Source organism: Kribbella sp. NPDC005582 (assembly GCF_040605415.1).
Classification (GTDB): domain Bacteria; phylum Actinomycetota; class Actinomycetes; order Propionibacteriales; family Kribbellaceae; genus Kribbella.
The window spans coordinates 160784-179652 of the sequence record NZ_JBEXCU010000001.1 but is presented as its reverse complement, the minus strand read 5'-3'; the positions used below and the strand labels follow the sequence as shown (position 1 = coordinate 179652).

Sequence of the window (18869 nt, the reverse complement as noted above, 5' to 3'; positions counted from 1 at the left end):
TCAGGCCATCATCCCGGCGGGACCGGTCGGCGGGGTTTACAGTCCGACCATGAGTCAGACACCACCCCCGGCCGGGCCTCCCGGTCCGCCCCCGGGCGGTCAGCCGCCCTACCCCGGTCCGCAGCAGCCCCCGCAGTACGGCGGCCAACCGCCGTACGGGCAGCAGGCGCCGTACGGGCAACCGCAGTACGGGCAACCGCAGTACGGCGCGCCGTACGGGCAACCGCCGATGCACGGCAACCCGTACCAGCAGGGGCCGCCGCAGGGCACCAACGGGCTCGCGATCGCGTCGCTGATCCTCGGCATCCTGAGCATGATCCTGTTCAGCGTCATCCTCGGGGTGATCGCGCTGAAGCAGATCAAGCAGCGCAACCAGAACGGCCGTGGCCTCGCGATCGCCGGCATCGCGATCTCTGGTGCCTGGGTGCTGTTGTTCGGCATCGGGATCGTGATCGCGCTGACCACCGACAACGAGCCGGACCGGGACGCGTCCGGCCAGGTGACCACGACGACGAACGTCCGGCCGAACAGGCTGAAGGTCGGTGACTGCGTCGAGAGCATCGACGAGGAGAACGTCATCCGCGGCATGAAGCTGGTGCCGTGCAGCGGGCCGAACGGCGGCGAGGTGTACGCCAACTACGAACTGCCGGCCGGCAAGTGGCCGGGCCTGACGTCGGTCCAGATCTCGGCCGAGACCGGCTGCACCGACCGCTGGAAGACCTCGAAGCGCGTGCTGGACGAGAAGTCGTCGATCTTCTACCTGCACCCGATCGAGAGCAGCTGGCGCCTGGGCGACCGCGGCGTCACCTGCCTGGTGGTGCCGCAGAAGTAGCTCAGACGGCCACGAAGGTGGTCAGCATGAGCACGAAGAAGAGCAGAGCGGCGGCCATCAGCGCCGTACCGATGATGCCGAGGATGCGGCCGGCCTGCGCCATGCCGCGGTTGTTGTAGACGCCAGGCGTCGCGTCGATCTGGGCCAGCGACTGGCTGCCGAGCCACCAGGCGACCGGGGACAGGAAGAGCAGGCCGGTGCAGAGGGCGATCGCTCCCAGGACGACCGCGACGGTCGCCTGGGAGTGGTCCTGAAGGATGCCGTACGCCGGCTGGTACGGCGAGCCGGGCTGGACCGGGTAGAACGTGTGCGTCCGGTCAGTGGCGTCGGTGTACGACATCGGGACTCCTCAGGTCAGTTCGATCAGGTCCCCCAGTCCGAGCCCGGTGAGCTGCGGCCTGACGTCCTTGGCTTCCCCTACGACGACGACCAGTAGCCCGTTGGTTCCCACCCACTCGCGGTACGCCGCGGTCGCCTGCTCGGCGGTGGTGGCGGCGATCCGCTGCATGTAGGTGTCGGCGAAGTCGATCGGGACGCCGTTGGCGATGTTGCTGCCCACCTGCTGGATGATCGAGTCCGCCTGCTCGTAGCGCAGCGGAGCGGTCAGCGTGAGGCTGTCCTTGGCCTCCTGGACCTCCTGCTCGGTCAGCCCGTCACGGGCCTCCCGGAGGATCCGCAGTGCGTCGGTGATCGCCGCACCGGTCACCTCGGTGCGCACTGCGCCGCCCAGCGTGAACGTGCCGCCCTTGCGCGGCGCGGAGAAGCTGCTGCGCGTGCCGTAGGTGTAGCCCTTCTCCTCGCGCAGCACAGTGTCGACGCGGGAGGTGATGGTGCCGCCGACCACGTGGTTCGCCACTGCGGCCGGACCCCAGGCCAGACTGCGCCGGTCCGGACCCGCGCAGCCGATCACCAGTTGGCTCTGCACCGAACCCGGCCGGTCGACCAGCACCAGGCGGTCACCCGGCAGGTAGATCGGCTCGGGAGCCTCCGGCGCCGGACCGACCTCGGCCCGCCAGTCGCCGAACGCATCGTCGACGATTGCGGCCACGTCCACACCGGTGGCGTCACCGGCGAACAGGATCTGCGCGCGCGCCGGACCGATGTTGCTGCGGTAGAACTCGGCCACCTGCACGTTGGTCAACGGCCGGATCGTGTCCGGCGTCCCCGCGGTCGGCCGCGAGCGCCGGGTCGAGGCGTCGAACAGATGTGCGGCGAAAGCCTCGCGGGCCCGGTAGCCGGCGTTCGCCTTCTCCTGGTTGATCTCACCGAGCCGGATCGTCACGTGCCGCCCGACATCGGCGACGTTGAACGCCGGCCGGGTGACTGCCTCGGCCAGCAGCTTCACGGCCGGGGCCAGGTGCGACACCGGGACCGAGATCTCCACGTGCAGCGCGTCCGAGCTGACATCCACCCCGTACGCCGCTCCGTGCCGCTCCAGCGCCGCAGCGAAGTCGTTCGCCGAGTGTAGCTCGGTGCCCTCGTCGAGGGTGCGCGACATGATCGTCGCGACGCCCTCGAGCTCCCGGGGCTCCGCGAACAGCGGCATCGCGACGGTGACCCGGACGGTGGCGACGTACTGGCCCGGGCGGTCGAAGATGTGCACCGGCGTACCGGCGCTGGTGGTCGTGGTGGTCGACTCCGGGAACTTCCACGGGCCCGGCGGGCTGACCGGCGGCGGAGTGGTGAGTTGGGTCATGCGTCCGCTCCAGCTTCTTCGGTACGGCGGTACGTCACCTGGGCGCGTCCGGCGGCCCGGATCCACTCCCGGGCCGCGGCCTGGACCTGCTCGGCCGTGACCGCGCGGATCTGGTCGATCCGGGTGTTGATCCGGTTCGGATCGCCGAACAGCAGCGCGTGGTGCGAGATCTCGTCGGCGCGACCGGCGCAGGTCGCCAGCTGCTCCAGCCAGTCCCGCTCGGCCTGTGCCTGCACGGTGGCCAGCTCGTCGGCGGTGATCCCGCCCTCGACCAGCTTCTCTACCTCTTCGAGCAGGGCGTCCTCGACCTTCTGCAGGTCGATGCCGTCGGAGGCGATGCCGGTCAGAGTGCCGAAAGAGACCCCGCCGATCAGGGGCAGCGCGCCACCGGAGACGGACTGGGCGATCTGCTCGTCGCGGACCAGCCGCCGGTTCAGCCGGCCACTCTGGCCGCCGGCCAGCACGTCGAGCGCCAGCGAGGCCGCATCCAGCTCGGGTGTCCCATCCGGCGGCAGCCGGAACATCATCGTGATCAGGTCGGACGGTACGTCGTCCAGCACGTCGTCGCGCAGCACCTCGGTGAGCGGCCCGATCGTGCCGTCCGGGGCGGGCGGCGGCGTCGGAATCGCCGGCAGGTGGCCGAAGTACCGCTTGGCGGCGTCGAAGGCGTCGTCGACCGACACGTCACCGACGATCGTCAGGACGGCGTTGTTCGGGCCGTAGTACGTGCGGAAGAACGCGTGCACGTCCTCCAGCGAGGCCGCGTCCAGGTCGGCCATCGAGCCGATCGTCATGTGCGCGTAGGGGTGGTTCTCGGGGAACAGCAGCCGGACCAGTCGCTCGTACGAATCGCCGTACGGGCGGTTGTCGTAGCTCTGCCGCTTCTCCTCCTTCACCACGTCGCGCTGGTTGTCCAGGTTCTCCTGATTGAGCGCGTCGAGCAGGTAACCCATCCGGTCGGCCTCCAGCCACAGGGCCAGGTCCAGACCGCCGCTCGGCAGCGACTCGAAGTAGTTGGTGCGGTCGAAGAACGTGCTCGCGTTCAGACTCGCGCCCACCGTCTCCAGCAGGCTGAAGTGCTGACCGGACTGGACGTTGCGCGACCCCTGGAACATCAAGTGCTCGAAGAGGTGGGCGAAACCGGTCAGGCCGGGCGGTTCGTGACGCGAACCCACGTCGTACCAGAGGTTGACGGCGACGATCGGCACGGCGCGGTCGGAGCTGACCACGACCCGCAGGCCGTTGTCGAGCGTCTGCTCCGCGAGGGGGTAGTTCAAGGGCATGCCGCCACCCTACGTGGTCACGCGAGGCGCTTCAGGACCTCGTCGTGCAGACGGCCGTTGGTGGCGAGGGCGTTCGGGCCGTTGGGGCCCGGAGTGCCGTCGACGGAGGTGAACGTGCCGCCGGCCTCCTCGACGATGATCGACAGGGCGGCCATGTCCCAGAGGTTGAGCTCGGGCTCGGCGGCGATGTCCACCGCGCCTTCGGCGACCAGCATGTAGGACCAGAAGTCGCCGTAGGCGCGAGTGCGCCAGCAGTCGTCCATCAAACTGTCGAACTGCGCGGACTTCTCGAGCTTGTCCCAGCCTTTGAGGGAGGAGTACGACAGCGAGGCGTCCTCGATCTTGCTCACGTCGCTGACCCGGCAGGGCTGCGACGAGTGCAGCGAGCGGCCGGTCCACGCGCCATCGCCGTACGACGCCCACCAGCGCCGGCCGAGTGCCGGAGCGGAGACCACGCCGACGACGACCTGGTCCTCGATCATCAGGCTGATCAGCGATGCCCAGACGGGAACGCCGCGGATGTAGTTCTTGGTTCCGTCGATCGGGTCGACGACCCAGCGCCGGGCGCCCCAGCCGCTGGTGCCCTCCTCCTCGCCCACGAACGCATCCCGCGGCCGCGCCCGGGACAGCGTCTTGCGCATCACGTCCTCGACCTTTTTGTCCGACTCGCTCACCGGCGTCAGGTCCGGCTTGGTGGCGACATGCAGGTCCAGCGCCTTGTAGCGGTCCATAGTGGTCGAGTCCGCATCATCGGCCAGGATGTGGGCGAGCCGCAGGTCATCCGTGTGCGAGGGCATAGCCGGAAGGCTAGCCTGCGCTCAGGGTGAACCGAATAGGGGTTCTGATCGTGTTGTGGATATCAGAAGTCCCATGACCGCCTGGAGGCGTCAATGTTCGAGCGCTTGGGGGATCTGCCCCTGCACGTGCTGGTGATCCACGCCGCTGTGCTGGTGCTCCCGGTATCCGCCCTGACCGCGATCGTCTTCGCACTGGTACCGCGCTGGCGGTGGTTGCTGCGGTGGCCGGTGCTGCTGCTCGGTCTGGGCTCAGTGGTGCTCGCGTTCGTCGCCAAGGAGAGTGGCGAGGCGTTCGTCGCAGCGGTGCCCACACTGGAGAAGGCCGTTGCACTGCACCAGGAGCGGGGTGACCTGCTCTTCTGGTTCTGCCTGATCTTCGCTGTGGTGGCGGTGGCCGCGTTCCTGCTGCTCGGCGGGCCCTCGGCCCTGGCCAGCGGCAAGGGCGCCAAGGAAGGACGCGGTCGGCCGCTGGAGCTGGTGACCAGCGCTGCTGTGGTCGTGATCGGCGTACTGGTGATCTACCAGACCATTCGCACCGGTGACGCGGGAGCGAAGGCGGTCTGGGACGGGCAGCTGCCTAAGTAGTTGCCTCAGGGTCCTTCTGCTCGCGGCCCTCGCGACTGGCGAGCAAGCGGCGGAAGGACGTCACCCGGTCGGCGTCGGCGCGGCCGGCTGCTACCGCCTCGTCGAGCGCGCAGTCAGGTGCCAGCTCGGTGTGGGTGCAGCCGCGCGGGCAGTCCACGGTGATGTCGGCCAGGTCCGGGAAGGCGTTGATGAGCTTGTCGGGCGAGACATGCGCCAGACCGAACGAGCGGATGCCCGGGGTGTCGATGATCCAGCCGCCCTCAGGCAGCCGCAGTACGACGGTGTTCGTGGAGGTGTGGCGGCCGCGGCCGGTGACGTCGTTGACGACACCGATGGCCCGGTTCGCCCCCTCGATGAGCCCGTTGACCAGAGTGGACTTGCCGACACCGGAGTGACCGACCAGAACGCTGGTGCGGTCGTCCAGCTGCTCCCGGAGCGCGTCCAGGTTGCCGCCCTGCTGGGTGGCAACCGACTCGACGCCCAAGGGGCGGTAGATCTCCAGGAGCGGTGTCGGGTCGGCTAGGTCGGTCTTGGTGAGACAGAGCAGCGGCCGCATGCCGGCGTCGTACGCGGCGACCAGGAAGCGGTCGATGAGGCCGGTGCGTGGTTCTGGGTTCGCCACGGCGACCACGATGACCAGCTGGTCGGCGTTGGCGACCAGGGGGCGCTCCACCGGGTCGTCGTCATCGGCGGAGCGGCGGAGGAGCGTCGTACGGGGGACTACCTCGACGATGCGGGCCAGCGTGCCTTCGTCACCGGTGGCGTTGCCGTCGAGCTTCACCTGGTCGCCGACGATCACTCCGGTGCGGCCGAGCTGCCGGGCCTTCATGGCGGTGACCTGACGGTCGCCCACCCAGCAGGTGTAGCGACCGCGGTCCCGCGTGGTGACGAAGCCGAGCACGGCGTCGTCGTACGACGGGCGGTCCTTGGTGCGGGGCCGGGTCCGTCGCTTGGGCCGGTCGTACTTGGCCTCCTCGTCGTACCGCGACATCAGCCGACGAGCCCCGACCAGAGCTCGGGGAACTCCGGCAGTGTCTTCGCCGTGGTCCCGATGTTCTCGATCAGCAGCCCGTCCACGAGCAGCCCGACCACAGCGGCCGCGTGCGCCATCCGGTGGTCGTTGTAGGTCGCGAAAAGCCCACCCTGCAAGGGCTTCGGGCGAATCTCCAACCCATCGGCCGTCTGGGTGACGTCACCGCCCAGCGCGTTGAACTCGCGCTCCAGTGCGGCCAGCCGGTCGGTCTCGTGACCGCGCAGGTGCGCGATGCCCCGCAGGTACGACGGTCCGTCCGCGAAGGCCGCGATGGCCAGCAGAGCCGGCGTGAGCTCGCCTACCTCGCTAAGGTCGAGGTCACAGCCGTTGACTCGCCCAGTGCCGCGCACCGTGAGGCCGTCTTCGGTGCGAGTCACCTCGGCGCCGAAGCGGGTGAAGATGTCGGGCAGCTGACCACCAGGCTGGGTGGTGTGCTCCGGCCAGCCGGTCACGGTCACCTCGCCGCCGGTCAGCACTGCCGCGGCCAGGAACGGCGCAGCGTTCGACAGGTCGGGCTCGATCGCGGTGTCCAGGGCCTGGATGGGGCCGGGGGCAACCACCCAGCGGTTCGGCTCGGAGTCGTCGACCTGGACGCCGCGCTCGCGCAGCATCGCCACCGACATGTCCAGGTGCGGCTGTGACGGCACCGGCTTGCCGTCGTGGCGGATGTCCACGCCCTCGTCGTACCGGGCGCCGGCCAGGAGTAGTGCGGAGACGAACTGGCTCGAGCCGGACGCGTCCAGCGTGACCTTGCCGCCACGCACCGCACCGGTGCCGGAAACGGCGTACGGCATCCGTCCGGTGCCACCGTCGTCGATCTGTACGCCGAGTGCCCGCAACGCGTCCAGGATGACGCTCATCGGGCGCTCCCGCGCGTACTCGTCGCCGTCGAACTCGACGACGCCGTCGGCCAGTGCGGCCACCGGTGGCACGAATCGCATCACCGTGCCGGCCAGCCCGCAGTCCACACGCGCCGGACCCTTGAGCGAGCCCGGGGTGACGGTGACGGTCGACCCGTTGTCGGTGATGCCGACGCCCAGCGCGGTGAGCGCCGAGCGCATCAGCGTGGTGTCACGAGCGGCGAGCAGACCCGTCAGGTGCGACGGGCCGTCCGCAATCGCCGCGAGGATCAGTGCGCGGTTGCTGATCGACTTGGATCCCGGCACCGTGATCCGGCCGCTGACCGGCCCTTCGGCCCGCGGTGCCGCCCAGCCCTGCTCCTGATTCATCCCACTCCCTACGCTCGTTCTGCCTGCCTTGAGCCTAGGGCATGTCGGCTACGGGACCTTCCAGCCTTCCGGCAGGGAGATCGTCAGCGTGCCGGCCCCCTTGGGCATCGTCGGCTGCGGCAGGGCCGGCGGGTAGCTGTAGTTGACCACCTGGATCGTGGTGCGCTTGACCGCCGGTTCGCCGTTGCCCGCCGGGGTGTCGATACCGCTCTGGAAGGCCGCGACCGGCAGCAGCGTCGCCGGGTCGAGGTAGTACACCATGTGGATGCCTTCGGTCAGGTTGAACGGGTTCGACCACGGCCAGGTCACCGGATCGAGGCCGGCCTCGCGCAGTCCCCACATCGCGATCGCCGAGCCCCAGTAGTTCTCGTCGGACAAGACGATCGGCTTGAAGTCGACCACCTGCTTGACATAGGTCTTCCCGCCGGCCGTCAGCAGCGTCGGCTGGGCGGCGTTCACGAAACCCTTGTTGGTGCGGAAGTAGGCGATCACCTTGTCGGCCTGCTCGGGGGTGAGGCCGGAGGAGACGATGGAGTCGGTGCCGCCCTGCGGGATCTTCGTGCAGGCGAGTTCGTCGAACGTGCTGCGCTGCCACGCCTGGTTGAACTTCGACCAGCGCATCGGCTTCGGTTCGCCGGTGCAGATCTGGTTGGTCGGCTCTTGGTCCGTCCGGCCGTCCAGGATGCTTTCGGCCAAGTAGTACTTGCCGCTCTGGTGGTCGACCGCGAGATCGTGGATGGACCAGATCGGCCGGCCGGTGCTGAACACCTTGGCGTCCCCGAAGACCGACGTCTTGAGCCGGGCGATCGGAGTCGTCATCTGACGCTTCATGACACTCTCGTGGAACGCCTGCGGGTTCACCTCGCTCAGCGCCTGCTCGGTGACCGGCTGGCCGGGCTCGATGATCTTGGCGTCCTTGGGCGGCGCACCGGCGGACGTACCGCCGCCACCGTCGCCGGAGGTGTTCTTCCAGATCACCACACCGCCGATGGCCAGGATCAGTACCAGGACGACGGCACCGGAGATGATCAGCGGGAGCGCACGGCTCTTCTTCCGCGGCTGCTGCGGCTGCTGGTAGAAGCCCTGCGGCCCACCCTGGTACGGCGGTTGTCCGCCGCCGTACTGCGGTTGCTGCGGGTACTGCTGACCCGGGTACTGCTGCTGCGGCGGAGCGACGTACTGCTGCTGCTGCTGCTGGGTGACGGGCTGCCAGCTACGGCCGTCCCACCACCACTGCCCGTCGTCACTGTAAGTAGGCACGGCTCCCAGATTAGAGCCGGGTCAGGTCAGCCGAGGTGCAATTCGGCCTTCGCGAGTCGAGCGGCCGCCTTCGCGTCCCGCGCCAGCTGCCGGGCCTCGCGCTTGGCCGCCTTGGTGCCGCGCTTGGTCTCCCGCTTCGCTGCCTTCGCGCCGTGGCTGGCCCGCCAGGCCACACCCGGCTTGCCCTCGGTGTCGACGGCCGCGAGCAGCAGACCGCCCATCAGACCCAGGTTCTTCATGAACTGGATCCGCTGCTGGGCCTTGGCGCCCTTCTCGTCCTCCTGCCAGAACGCATGTCCGGCCAGAGTCGTCGGGACCAGTGATGCGGCCAGCAGGGTCGCACCGAGGCGGCGGCCCTTGCCGGTGGCCAGGGCGAGACCGCCGAGCACCTGCGCGGCGCCGTTCAGCCGGATCAGGTTGACCGTCGTCTCCGGAAGCCGGTCGCCGAGCTGGGCCGGCGCGGCCTTCTTGAGCACCGGCACCAGCCGGTCGGTCACGGGCTGCGCCTTCGCCACCAGCGGCTCGGGGTTGCGCACCGAGTTCGCACCTTGGACGACGAAAATGACGGACAGCAACGGCCTGGCCAGTGCACGCACGACAGTCATGCCTCCTTCATACACCACGACTTGTGATGGCTCCGGTACCCCAGGCCTAACCCCGGATCAGATCGGGCAGCCGTCCGGTCCGCACGTGGCGTCGTCGGCGGCGGCACCCGGTGCCGTGATCAGCGTGACCGGCTTACGGTCGGCGTTCGCGCGCTTGAGCGCCTCGCGGAACACCTCGGTCGGCTGGGCGCCGCTCACGCCGTACTTCTCGTCGATGACGAAGAACGGCACGCCGTTGGCGCCGTACGCGAGGGCTTGCGCCTGGTCGGCGGCCACCTCTTCGGCGTACTCCGTTCCGGCCAGCACCTCAGCTACGCGGTCGGCGGGGAGGCCTACCTCGGCGGCCAGCGCGGTCAGGGTTGTGTGGTCGCCGACCGGGAGACCGTCGGTGAAGTATGCCTTCAGCAACCGTTCCTTGAGCCGGCCCTGCGTCTCCGGGCCCTGCTCCAGTGCCAGGTGCAGCAGCCGGTGCGCGTCGACGGTGTTGACCGACTTCGCCTGGTCCAGGTGGTACTCCAGACCGAGCTCCGCGGCCACCTCGGTCACGTGCTGGTTCGCCTGCACGCCCCACGCCCGGTCGCGACCGTACTTCTCGCCCAGTCGGGTCGGCAGGTCCCGCGGATCGTCGTTCGTCGACGACGGGTCCAGCTGGAAGCTGTGCCAAACGATTTCAGCGGTGTCGCCGCTCTCGGTCAGCGCCTCCTCGAGGCGGCGCTTCCCGATGTAGCACCACGGACAGACGACATCGGACCAGACATCAATACGCATGCTCTGGAGAACCTGTCCCAGTCCGAACCCATTCCCGGTGTGACGCGTCTGACGCCACATGGAGATCACTGACGACCTCGTCCGGAGTCTGCTGCGCGACCAGTTCCCCGACCTGGCCGAGCTGCCGCTGCGGGAAGTCATCGGCGGCTGGGGCAACCAGATGTGGCGTCTGGGCGACGAGTTGGCGGTCCGCATGCCCCGCCAGCCCGGTGCGGCGGTGCTGCAGGAGGTCGAGTACCGGTGGCTCCCGACCTTGGCTGACCTGCTCCCACTGCCAGTGCCGAGGCCGGTACGGCGGGGTGTGCCGTCGGAGCGGTTCCCGAACCACTGGCTGATCACCCAGTGGGTGCCCGGCGAACCAGCGGACCGGGAGTTCATCACGGCCGACGAGTCCGGGACCACTCTGGCGACCTTCCTGCGCGCACTGCATCAGCCCGCACCGGACGGCGTACCGGCGAGCTACCGCACCGGACCGCTGCAGCTGAGCCACATCGACCACTTCGCCGCGAGCATCGCTCCGGGCGACGACGTACGAGAGATCTGGGCGGACGCCGTCGCCGCACCGGCTTGGGACGGGCCGCCGGTGGTGGTGCACACCGACCTGCACCCGGCGAACATTGTGGTCGCCGACGGCCGGTTGGCCGGCGTGATCGACTTCGAGGACCTGGGGAGCGGTGACCCGGCCATCGACATCTCCACAGCCTGGGTGCTGCTGCCGGATGGCGCTGCCAAGCGGTTCTTCGAGAGCTATCCGATGGATGACGCGACCTTCCGGCGGGCTCGGGGCCACGCTGCGATGAAGGCGCTGTTCGTCCTCGCTATGGCGGTCAACGGTGAGCGGGGGCTGCCGGGCGGGAAGCCGACGTGGCGAGCGGCCGGGGAGCTGGCCCTGGAACGCGTCGTCGGCCGGTCCACCCGGTGAAGGGTGGCCCGGCCGCCAGGTGACTCAGTGAGCGGCCTGCTCGATGGTGCGGGTGACCAGGCTGGGCTCCGACAGCATCACGAGGTGTGAAGCGCCAGGTGCGTCGACGATCTTGGCGTGCGCCCGCTCGGCCATGAACCGCTCGGCCGCCGGCGGGATGGCGCGGTCCTTGCCCGGGATGACGGCGTACTTCGGGAGTCCGGCCGGGGCGCTGGCCTCAACCTCCTCGGCGAAGACCGAGGCGGAGACCGGGCGCTGCGACGAAGCGAGTACGGCGGCCTGCCGGCTGGGTAGGTCGGCGGCGAAGACCCACCGGAACGCGTCCGGCTTCATCACCAGGTCCACTCCACCCGGGTAGGTGATGGCGTTGGTGGTGTCCGGACCGATCTCGCTCCCGGGGTACTGCGCGTTCAGTGCGCCGATCGTCTCACCGGCCTGCGGGATGAACGCTGCCACGTAGACCAGCGACTTCACATCGGCCGCTCCGGCGAGCTGGGTGATCAGAGCGCCGCCGTACGAGTGGCCGACGAGGACCTTCGGTCCGGAGATGCCGGCCAGGACACCGTTGAGGTACGACGTGTCAGTGGCGATGCTGCGCAGCGGTACGGCCGGGGTGACGACGGTGTAGCCGTCGCGCTGCAGCTTCTTGGTCACCTCGGACCAGCTGCCACCGTCGGCGAACGCGCCGTGCACGAGGACGATGGTGGGCTTGGGCTTCGGCTGGTGGGTCGCGGCGGCTGTGGTGGCGCCGGTGACGGTGAGCAGGACGGTGGCGACTGCGGCGGTGAGGCGACGGATCTTCATTACTTCGCACCACCCTCGACTGCGGTCGCAATGAAGGCGGCAACGGCCTTGGGCTGGGAGACGGCGACCGCGTGCGAGCCGTCGACCTCGATCGTGGTGGCCTTGGCGCGGGCCGCCATGGTGCGCTGGCCCTCCGGGTGGATGGCCTGGTCGCCGGTGGCGATCAGCTGGTAGACGGGCAGCCGGGTCCAGCTGGCCGGACCGGACTTCTCCTCGAAGGCCGCGGCGGCGATCGGCCGCTGAGTGCGGCCCAGCAGCTCGGCGTCGGCGACGTCAGCGGCGAACAGGTCGCGGAACTTGGCCTGGTCGATGCTGAGGAAGGTCTCCTCGCCACCGTCGCCGGTCGGCAGCTGATGCGGGACCAGGCCGGAGCCGAAGTCGTTGGCGGGGAAGCTGCCGAGCAGGTCCTGCAGGCTCTCGCCCTCGTCCGGGGTGAACGCGGCGACGTACACGAGGGCGGTCACGTTGTCGGCGGCGTTGGCCACGTTGGTGATCACCGCGCCGCCGTACGAGTGCCCGACCAGGACGACCGGGCCGTCGATCTCCCGGACCTGAGCGGCGATCCGGCCGGCGTCGTACGCGATGCCGTGCAGCTCGTTGGACAGCGCCACCGCGGGGATGCCGCGGCCGGTCAGCTCGGCGATCACGCCGTTCCAGGACGAGTTCTCGGCGAACGCTCCGTGGACCAGGACGACGGTCGGGGTCTTGTCGGTCATCTGTCTCGCACTCCTTCAGTCGGTTCAGTAGGTGATGACTGAAGATTGCCGCGAGCAGCCGCTCCGCCGGATCGACCGATCATCTGAACTTCTGCGGAGCACATGAGGCCAGCTGGGGTGCCGGTGCACCCAAAACTCATGCGTTCGGGGGAGGCGCGAACCGCTCGAGCACCAGACGGGTCAGTTGGACCCGCGAATTGACCTCCAGCTTGCCGAAGACCGACCGCAGGTGTGTACCGACCGTGCTGGCCGAGATGACCAGCTCCTCGGCGGCCGACCGGTTGGTGTGCCCCTCCGCGACCAGCAGTGCGACCCGGCGCTCCATCGGAGTCAGCGCCTCCCACCCAGCCTCAGCACGTGGCTGTACGGCGGCCCAGCGGCGGCGCCGTACCCCGGCAGCTTGGAGCACTGCCTGGATCCGTGCGGCTGGTGCGGTGGCTCCTAGCTTGGTGAGTGACTCCAGCGCTCGCTCCAGCGTGGCTACCCCCGTTGCGCGGTCGCCTGTCTCCAGCTCCGCTCGGCCGTAGCGGTCCTCGGCCAGGGCCAGCAGCAGCGGCCGGTCCGCGGTTCGGAGCTGCTCGGTGGCCGCGGCGAGCCGCTTCAGGTCGTTGCCTGCGGCGACGAGCTCGTGCGCACCCAGTGCGGCGACTGACGGGCTGGCGGTCACCCGAGCAGCCAGGAGGTCCTCAGCATCTGCCCGCACCAGCAGATCGATCCGCTCCGGAAACCCCTGCGGTACGTCGCGCAGCCGGGCCACCGCCTTGTCGTCGCCATCGGCGATCGCCAGCAGCGTGTTGATGGTCGGGTCGGCTCCGGCCAGCTCTCGCGCCTTCGTGGGCTGATTACGCAGCAGTGCGATCAGTGCGAGCACCTGATGCATGCCCGGCGCCAGTCTGGTGTCGTGGAACTCGTTCATCCACCGCAGTCCGGTTCGCGCCTCTTCCTCAGCCGCTTCGAGGTTGCCTGCGGCAAATTCCATCCGGGCGTGCAGAACACTCAGGTGTGCAGCGGACTGCCAGTCACCTGCGGTCATGAGCTCACGACTGCGGTTCAGTGCGTCGAGGAGCTCGTCGGCCTCTGCGCGGCAGTAGAGCTCGCCGACCTCGAGCCGTGTGTTCGGAAGGCTGCCCAGATCACGGGGTGTTTGCCGAGCCTCGACGTAGTAGTCGCGAGCTGCGGTGTAGCGGCCTTCGGCCCGCGCGGTCTCGCCTGCTGCCGCCAGGACGATCGCACGGGCGACCGGGTCGGTCATGCGGGGGAGGAAATCTGTGGGTGGCAATTCGTCCGGGCTCAGCAGCGCGCGGTAGGCGGTGAGTCGTTCGGTCAGGTGCGGGGCGGCGCCCGGAGCGAACAGGTCCTGCCGCTCCAGCCGGCCGGCCACCCACTGCCTCGGTGCGAGGTGCAGCCGGATGGTCGCGCGCAGGTCCGGGGTGATCGGTCCGTGGTAGAGCGCCGTACCGCTGAGGAGGTCGTCGGCGAAGCTCTTCGCCCGGTCGTACTGGTAGGCGGTGAGCAGGACGGCGACCACATCGACGCCGACCTCGGCCCGTAGCGGGTCGTCAATACCGGTCAGGTCGAACGCGTGCTGAATCACCTCGGCCGCTGTCGTCGACATGGTGGCGAGCAGCTCCTGCGCCGCCTGCCGCAGAGTGGCGACCGCTGCGGTGTCGCCGGGCTGTGCGACCGCCAGAACGTGCGGCGCGGCGACAGCGGCGCCTCGACCGGCGGCGATCAGTTGCGCAGCGATTGCACCGTGCAGAGCCCGCTGCGCTGACGGCGGTACGTCGGCCAGCGTTGCGGAGCGCAGTAGCTCGTGCTGGAACCGCAGTGCCGACCCGGCGTCGGTGAGCAGACCAGCCTGAATGGCCTCATCCAGTGCGGTCGCCAGCTTGGCCACGGGCTCCGCCATCAGCGCTGCGACGTCCTCGAGCCGGAACTCGCTGCCGAACACTGCCGCTGTCCGGACCAGCGTCCGTGCGCTCTCCGACAAGCCAGTACTGCGGCGTCGAACGCCCTCGACCAGTCCGGGCGGCAGCGGGCCAGTGGGTGCTGGGGTCGTGAGCAGTGGGCCGACTGGTGTCGCTGACGCCTGAGTGCCCGGCAGTGCGTTGTCGAGATAGAGCCCGGCGATCAGCTGCTCGGCCAGGAACGGACTGCCCTGGACACCGGCCAACTGGAGAGCGAGTGCTGACTCGACCGGACCGTTCAGCCGGTCTCTCGCTATGTCTTGGATCGCTTCGGCGCTGAGCGGTCCCAGCTCGATGGTGTGCACCGGGACTTGAGTCTGGACTGCATTGACCAGCTGGTCGGCGACCCCGCCCGGAGCCGGCCGAGTAGCGACCAGCCACAGCACTTGGTGGCTGGCGAGCCGGGCGATCATAACGCGCAGCGCGAAGGCGGTCAGCGGGTCGGACCACTGCGCGTCGTCCAGGACGATCAGCGCTTTGATGCCGTCCAGTCGGCGTCCGACAAAGTCGGCCAGGCGCTCAGCCAGCCAGAGCGGCTGCGTGTTGAGCGCTGCCAGCTCCATGAAGTGCTCGGTGTCGATCAGCGGCTCGCGTCCGGCCCGCAGCGCTGGTGCAAGTGACGAGAGCGGGCTGATGTCGTCTGTCTGCTGAGCAGTCGCCTGCGCGACCAAGAAGCCGTGCCGCTCCGCCTGTTCGACGGCTGCGGCCAGCAACGCCGATTTCCCTAGTCCTGGTTCAGCGCTCACGACTGCTAGGGACGCCGTACCGGACTCAGCTGTGCGCAGTGCATCGAGCAGCCGCCCGAGCTCCTCCGAACGCCCCCGCAACGGCTGCATGCTGCTTTCTACCATTCAGGCGCAACGGCGGACGGCTAGGAGGGCGTAGGTGCGGGCTGTGTGGAGCACTTCGGCCAGGGGGACGTGTTCGTCGGCGGCGTGGGCGTAGCGGACGTCGCCAGGGCCGTACTGGAGGGTGGGGATGCCTGCCGCGGAGTACTGACGTAGGTCGGAGCCGTACGGCGCACCGTTGACCGCTGGGGTGGACACTCCGGCGTCAGTGGCGGCCTGGAGCGTGTCTCCGAGCAGCGGATCGTTGTCGGGAAGCAGGCCGGAGGCGAACTCACCACCGGGCCAGGTGACGACGACCGGGTGGTCGCGCAGCCAGTCATCCTTGGCACACGCTTCTGCGATCGCTGCCTCGAACGCCGTGCGCGCGGTGACGACGGACTCGCCCAGGCGGACGCCGTATCGGCCTTCGGCGATGAGCAGGTCGGGCACTGTGCTCGCCCAGTCGCCGGCGTGGATGGTGCCGACGGACAGTGGGTTCGCAAGGTCGAGGTGAGCGAGCAGCGGGTGCGGGTCTCGGTTGCGCTCTGCTTCCAGAGCCAGCAACGCGTTCTGCAGCACGGTGAACTTCTCGATCGCGCTCACGCCGCGGCTGCGGGTCGAGCCGTGCGTTGCGAGGCCAGGTACTTCCAGGCGGAAGGTGAGTGAGCCTGCGTTGGCCGGGATGACCGCACCGGCTGTCGGCTCGGCGATCAGACACGCCTCGCCGGTGTGCCCCCGCTGCAGCGTCGCGAACGCTCCTGCGCCGCCGTCCTCCTCGCCGAACACGGTGTGCACGGCCAGCGGCTTGCGCAGCTGCACACCAGCCGCAGCGATCGCCGCCACCGCACCCAGGATCGCTGCGACGCCACCCTTCATGTCACACGTCCCACGGCCCCACATCACGCCGTCCTCGATCCGCGCCGAGTACGGATCGCGGTCCGGCCACTGCGCCAGGTCACCAGGCGGTACGACGTCCACGTGGCCGTTGAAGATCAGTCCCGGCGTACCGTCTCCGCCCAGCACGCCCACACAGCCCCAGGCACGCTCCCGCTCCACCTCCCACCCCGGAAAGGCCGGATCCGCGGTCAGAGCCGGCAGATCGATCTCCCAGTGGTCGACCGTCAGCCCGAGTGCCCGGAGTCGCTCCGCGCACCACGACTGGATCTCGCCCTCGGCCGCCGTACCGTCAACACTCGGGATCTGGACCAGCTCCCGCAGCTCCGCGACCACGCGCTCGTCGTCAACAGCCGCCAGCACCTTCTGCTCGACCTCACTCAGCATGCGCCCATCATGCACCGAGCAACTCGAGCACGCGCCGTCCACCGACAGCGACCAGCTCCTCCATGCCCTCCTGCAGCTTGGCGCTGAACTCGGCGATGGTGATGTACGCCGTCGCCGCGCAGACCGCGACCGTCGCCCGGCCACCGGCTCGGAGGGCGGCCTCGAGGAACAACTCATCGATCCCGTGCGGTGCGCCGTCCCGCGCCGCCGAGGTGGCCAGCGAGACGAGGTCATACGCTCGCGATCCTGATCCGGCTGCCTCGAAGTCGATGATCCCGGTGACTTGTCCGTCCGCGACCAGCAGGTTGCCGATGTTCAGGTCGCCGTGCACGAGGTCATCGCTCGGCAGTACAACGTCACGGTACGGGCGGCAGAGGGCGTCGTACCGCTGGACCAGGTCGGCCGCTTCACCGCCGTACGCCAGCACTCGCTCGCGGGCACCGTCCCAGCCCTCGAAGACGACGCCGTGGACGTAGCCCGACCAGTTGATGATGTCCTCGGGCACGAGATCACGTTGCAGTTCGCAGATGCCGATCAAGTGCCGTGCGAGTTGCTCGTCCACCAGGGCGCCGCCGCGGATCGGCGTACCGGGGACGAATTCTTGAAGCTGGTATGGCGATCCGGCCGCAGTCGTGCCGACCGCCAGCCACTCGGGCGTGGGGTATCCGACGGCACGAGCACGGCGGACGAGCTCCGCCGCCCGCTGGACGCGGGGTGCCCAGTCGGGGTTGGCGGTCCACTTCAGCACGACGCCTTCGGTCAGTTCGAAGGCGCCGGACTGGAGACCACCGGTCAGTCGCCGCACGATCCTGTAGTCGGTGCCTAGGGCAACGTTCAGTTCGGCGACGACCGACTCGGTGGTGTCCGTCATTACGGCGTCAGCCGGTGCAGGTCGCGCGGGAAGAGCGTGACCTCACGGACGTTCTCGGCTCCGGTCAGCCGTGCGACGAAGCGCTCGAGACCGATTGCGAAACCGCCGTGCGGTGGCATGCCGTGCTTGAACGCCTGCAGGTACGAGCTGTACGCCGGTGCGTCCGCGGACTCGCCTCGTGCCTCCAGCGCGGCCGCATAGTCGCTGTAGCGATGCAAGCGCTGACCACCGGTGACCAGCTCGACGCCCCGGAACAGCAGGTCGAACGAGTTGGACCACCGCGGGTCCGACGGCTGTGAATGCGTGTAGAACGGCCGCTTCACCATCGGATAGCCCTCGACCGCGACGAACGCGCTGCCGTGCTCCCGCAGTGCCCACTCGCCGATCGCACGCTCGTCGGCCGGTGCCAGGTCCGGCTCGTCCGGGTTCGCACCGGCGAGCTTGAGCGCCTCGGTGAAGTGCAGAACAGGCACCTCCGACGGGATCTCCGGTAGCTCCACTCCGAGCCGCTCCAGCGCACCGGACGCCCGCTCACCCACGGTCGACAGCATGGTGGCCAGCACAGAACGCAGTACGGCGAGAACGTCGCGGTGGTCCTGAATGAACCCGAACTCCGCGTCGAGTGACACGTACTCGGCCAGGTGCCGCACAGTGTCGTGCGGCTCGGCCCGGAAGACCGGACCGACCTCGTAGACCCGTTCGAACACTCCGACCATCGTCTGCTTGTAGAACTGCGGTGACTGCGCCAGGTACGCCGGTCCGCCGAAGTAGTCCAGTGCGAACACGTTGGCCCCGGACTCGGTCGCCGTACCGACGATCTTCGGCGTCTGGATCTCCGTGAAGCCCTGACTGTCCAGAGCCGACCGGAAACCGTGCAGCGCCGCCGCAGCGATCTCCCAGCCCGCCCGCACCGCAGGGTGCCGCAGCGCGACCGGTGCGTTGTCCAGTACGACGGGCAGTCCGGCACCGACTGTGGGACGCCAGAGCTCGATCGGCGGGGTCACGGCCGGTTCGGTGAGCGGCTCGATCACCGGGTCGACCAGCTCCGCACCACCGGGCGCCTGTGCGTTCGCGGCGACCGTACCGGTCACCTGAACCACCGTCTCCTCGCCGAGTTCGTCCAGCTGGGCTTGGGTTTCCGGTGCCTTCACGACGATCTGGCTGAGGCCGGACCGGTCGCGCAGGATCAGGAAACTGACGGCCGCCAGCCGTCGTCTTCGGTGCACCCAGCCGGCCACCGTCACGGTCTGGCCTACTGCTGAGGGGATCTCTTGGTTGAGAATTCGCATCACTGTTTCACCTCCAGGTCTGTACTCGAACCCCGGAGGTGTGGGCGAAGGGGAATCTCGCGGTGCCACCACACCTTCACCAGGACGCGACGTCCTGGCCTCTT

Annotated in this window: 18 protein-coding genes; 3 read left to right on the top strand and 15 right to left on the bottom strand. The window is 69.1% G+C overall.

Going from position 1 to position 18869, the window contains the following annotated elements:
- The first annotated feature begins 49 nt into the window (after nt 1-49).
- Nucleotides 50-832, top strand: coding sequence for a DUF4190 domain-containing protein (locus ABZS29_RS00870; protein WP_355457284.1), 783 nt, complete (start codon nt 50-52; stop codon nt 830-832).
- Nucleotide 833: 1 nt separating this feature from the next.
- Here the strand turns inward: ABZS29_RS00870 and ABZS29_RS00865 are convergent, their stop codons facing one another.
- Genes ABZS29_RS00865 through hisN form a run of 4 tightly spaced genes read right to left on the bottom strand, consistent with a single transcriptional unit; the run spans nt 834 to nt 4608 of the window.
- Nucleotides 834-1172: a DUF4190 domain-containing protein gene (locus ABZS29_RS00865; RefSeq protein ID WP_355457282.1), complete on the bottom strand. Its 339-nt coding sequence runs from the start codon at nt 1170-1172 to the stop codon at nt 834-836.
- Nucleotides 1173-1181: 9 nt separating this feature from the next.
- Complete coding sequence (locus ABZS29_RS00860) at nt 1182-2528, bottom strand: pitrilysin family protein (protein WP_355457280.1); 1347 nt, start codon at nt 2526-2528, stop codon at nt 1182-1184.
- Nucleotides 2525-3811 carry a pitrilysin family protein gene (locus ABZS29_RS00855; protein ID WP_355457279.1) on the bottom strand — a complete coding sequence of 429 codons (1287 nt, stop codon included), beginning with the start codon at nt 3809-3811 and terminating at the stop codon, nt 2525-2527. Before ABZS29_RS00855 ends, ABZS29_RS00860 begins: the two co-directional genes overlap by 4 nt.
- Before the next feature lie 17 nt (nt 3812-3828).
- The gene (hisN, locus tag ABZS29_RS00850) at nt 3829-4608 is read right to left on the bottom strand and encodes a histidinol-phosphatase (RefSeq protein WP_355457277.1); all 780 of its coding nucleotides are present in this window, start codon (nt 4606-4608) and stop codon (nt 3829-3831) included.
- Nucleotides 4609-4701: 93 nt separating this feature from the next.
- On the opposite strand from hisN, the gene ABZS29_RS00845 reads away from it, so the two are divergent.
- Nucleotides 4702-5193: a DUF2231 domain-containing protein gene (locus ABZS29_RS00845; protein WP_355457275.1), complete on the top strand. Its 492-nt coding sequence runs from the start codon at nt 4702-4704 to the stop codon at nt 5191-5193.
- On the opposite strand, the gene rsgA is transcribed toward ABZS29_RS00845, so the two are convergent.
- Genes rsgA through ABZS29_RS00820 form a run of 5 tightly spaced genes read right to left on the bottom strand, consistent with a single transcriptional unit; the run spans nt 5186 to nt 10088 of the window.
- Entirely contained in the window at nt 5186-6184 is a 999-nt protein-coding gene (gene rsgA / locus ABZS29_RS00840; protein WP_355457274.1) for a ribosome small subunit-dependent GTPase A, read from the bottom strand. The two genes, ABZS29_RS00845 and rsgA, sit on opposite strands and share 8 nt — an antisense overlap.
- Entirely contained in the window at nt 6184-7455 is a 1272-nt protein-coding gene (gene aroA, locus ABZS29_RS00835) for a 3-phosphoshikimate 1-carboxyvinyltransferase (protein WP_355457272.1), read from the bottom strand. The genes rsgA and aroA overlap by 1 nt, the downstream gene beginning before the upstream one ends.
- A gap of 48 nt (nt 7456-7503) precedes the next feature.
- On the bottom strand, nt 7504-8715 hold the full coding sequence (locus ABZS29_RS00830) for a hypothetical protein (RefSeq protein WP_355457270.1): 1212 nt from the start codon (nt 8713-8715) through the stop codon (nt 7504-7506).
- A 26-nt stretch (nt 8716-8741) separates the two neighbouring features.
- Nucleotides 8742-9320 (bottom strand): DoxX family protein, encoded by a 579-nt coding sequence (locus tag ABZS29_RS00825; protein ID WP_355457269.1) that lies wholly within the window; start codon nt 9318-9320, stop codon nt 8742-8744.
- A 57-nt stretch (nt 9321-9377) separates the two neighbouring features.
- On the bottom strand, nt 9378-10088 hold the full coding sequence (locus ABZS29_RS00820; protein WP_355457267.1) for a DsbA family oxidoreductase: 711 nt from the start codon (nt 10086-10088) through the stop codon (nt 9378-9380).
- A gap of 58 nt (nt 10089-10146) precedes the next feature.
- Between ABZS29_RS00820 and ABZS29_RS00815 the strand changes: the two genes are divergently transcribed.
- Nucleotides 10147-11010: an aminoglycoside phosphotransferase family protein gene (locus tag ABZS29_RS00815; RefSeq protein ID WP_355457266.1), complete on the top strand. Its 864-nt coding sequence runs from the start codon at nt 10147-10149 to the stop codon at nt 11008-11010.
- A gap of 24 nt (nt 11011-11034) precedes the next feature.
- On the opposite strand, the gene ABZS29_RS00810 is transcribed toward ABZS29_RS00815, so the two are convergent.
- From ABZS29_RS00810 to aspS, 6 genes are all read right to left on the bottom strand, one after another.
- Entirely contained in the window at nt 11035-11814 is a 780-nt protein-coding gene (locus ABZS29_RS00810) for an alpha/beta hydrolase (protein WP_355457264.1), read from the bottom strand.
- A complete protein-coding gene (locus ABZS29_RS00805) occupies nt 11814-12530 on the bottom strand; it encodes an alpha/beta hydrolase (RefSeq protein ID WP_355457262.1) in 717 nt (238 codons plus the stop codon). The genes ABZS29_RS00810 and ABZS29_RS00805 overlap by 1 nt, the downstream gene beginning before the upstream one ends.
- A gap of 136 nt (nt 12531-12666) precedes the next feature.
- Entirely contained in the window at nt 12667-15333 is a 2667-nt protein-coding gene (locus tag ABZS29_RS00800; protein ID WP_355457261.1) for an AAA family ATPase, read from the bottom strand.
- A 15-nt stretch (nt 15334-15348) separates the two neighbouring features.
- Complete coding sequence (locus ABZS29_RS00795) at nt 15349-16605, bottom strand: ArgE/DapE family deacylase (protein WP_355457259.1); 1257 nt, start codon at nt 16603-16605, stop codon at nt 15349-15351.
- Between the two features lie 7 nt (nt 16606-16612).
- Nucleotides 16613-17476, bottom strand: coding sequence for an aminoglycoside phosphotransferase family protein (locus ABZS29_RS00790; protein ID WP_355457258.1), 864 nt, complete (start codon nt 17474-17476; stop codon nt 16613-16615).
- Nucleotides 17476-18765 carry an aspartate--tRNA(Asn) ligase gene (aspS, locus tag ABZS29_RS00785; protein WP_355457257.1) on the bottom strand — a complete coding sequence of 430 codons (1290 nt, stop codon included), beginning with the start codon at nt 18763-18765 and terminating at the stop codon, nt 17476-17478. The genes ABZS29_RS00790 and aspS overlap by 1 nt, the downstream gene beginning before the upstream one ends.
- Nucleotides 18766-18869: the final 104 nt, after the last annotated feature.

Bases quoted from the DNA above. Each gene is read 5' to 3' on its own strand.
- ABZS29_RS00870 (WP_355457284.1), top strand. From the start codon at position 50: ATGAGTCAGACACCACCCCCGGCCGGGCCTCCCGGTCCGCCCCCGGGC.
- ABZS29_RS00865 (WP_355457282.1), bottom strand. From the start codon at position 1,172: ATGTCGTACACCGACGCCACTGACCGGACGCACACGTTCTACCCGGTC.
- ABZS29_RS00860 (WP_355457280.1), bottom strand. From the start codon at position 2,528: ATGACCCAACTCACCACTCCGCCGCCGGTCAGCCCGCCGGGCCCGTGG.
- ABZS29_RS00855 (WP_355457279.1), bottom strand. From the start codon at position 3,811: ATGCCCTTGAACTACCCCCTCGCGGAGCAGACGCTCGACAACGGCCTG.
- hisN (WP_355457277.1), bottom strand. From the start codon at position 4,608: ATGCCCTCGCACACGGATGACCTGCGGCTCGCCCACATCCTGGCCGAT.
- ABZS29_RS00845 (WP_355457275.1), top strand. From the start codon at position 4,702: ATGTTCGAGCGCTTGGGGGATCTGCCCCTGCACGTGCTGGTGATCCAC.
- rsgA (WP_355457274.1), bottom strand. From the start codon at position 6,184: ATGTCGCGGTACGACGAGGAGGCCAAGTACGACCGGCCCAAGCGACGG.
- aroA (WP_355457272.1), bottom strand. From the start codon at position 7,455: ATGAATCAGGAGCAGGGCTGGGCGGCACCGCGGGCCGAAGGGCCGGTC.
- ABZS29_RS00825 (WP_355457269.1), bottom strand. From the start codon at position 9,320: ATGACTGTCGTGCGTGCACTGGCCAGGCCGTTGCTGTCCGTCATTTTC.
- ABZS29_RS00820 (WP_355457267.1), bottom strand. From the start codon at position 10,088: ATGCGTATTGATGTCTGGTCCGATGTCGTCTGTCCGTGGTGCTACATC.
- ABZS29_RS00815 (WP_355457266.1), top strand. From the start codon at position 10,147: ATGGAGATCACTGACGACCTCGTCCGGAGTCTGCTGCGCGACCAGTTC.
- ABZS29_RS00810 (WP_355457264.1), bottom strand. From the start codon at position 11,814: ATGAAGATCCGTCGCCTCACCGCCGCAGTCGCCACCGTCCTGCTCACC.
- ABZS29_RS00805 (WP_355457262.1), bottom strand. From the start codon at position 12,530: ATGACCGACAAGACCCCGACCGTCGTCCTGGTCCACGGAGCGTTCGCC.
- ABZS29_RS00800 (WP_355457261.1), bottom strand. From the start codon at position 15,333: ATGCAGCCGTTGCGGGGGCGTTCGGAGGAGCTCGGGCGGCTGCTCGAT.
- ABZS29_RS00795 (WP_355457259.1), bottom strand. From the start codon at position 16,605: ATGCTGAGTGAGGTCGAGCAGAAGGTGCTGGCGGCTGTTGACGACGAG.
- ABZS29_RS00790 (WP_355457258.1), bottom strand. From the start codon at position 17,476: ATGACGGACACCACCGAGTCGGTCGTCGCCGAACTGAACGTTGCCCTA.
- aspS (WP_355457257.1), bottom strand. From the start codon at position 18,765: ATGCGAATTCTCAACCAAGAGATCCCCTCAGCAGTAGGCCAGACCGTG.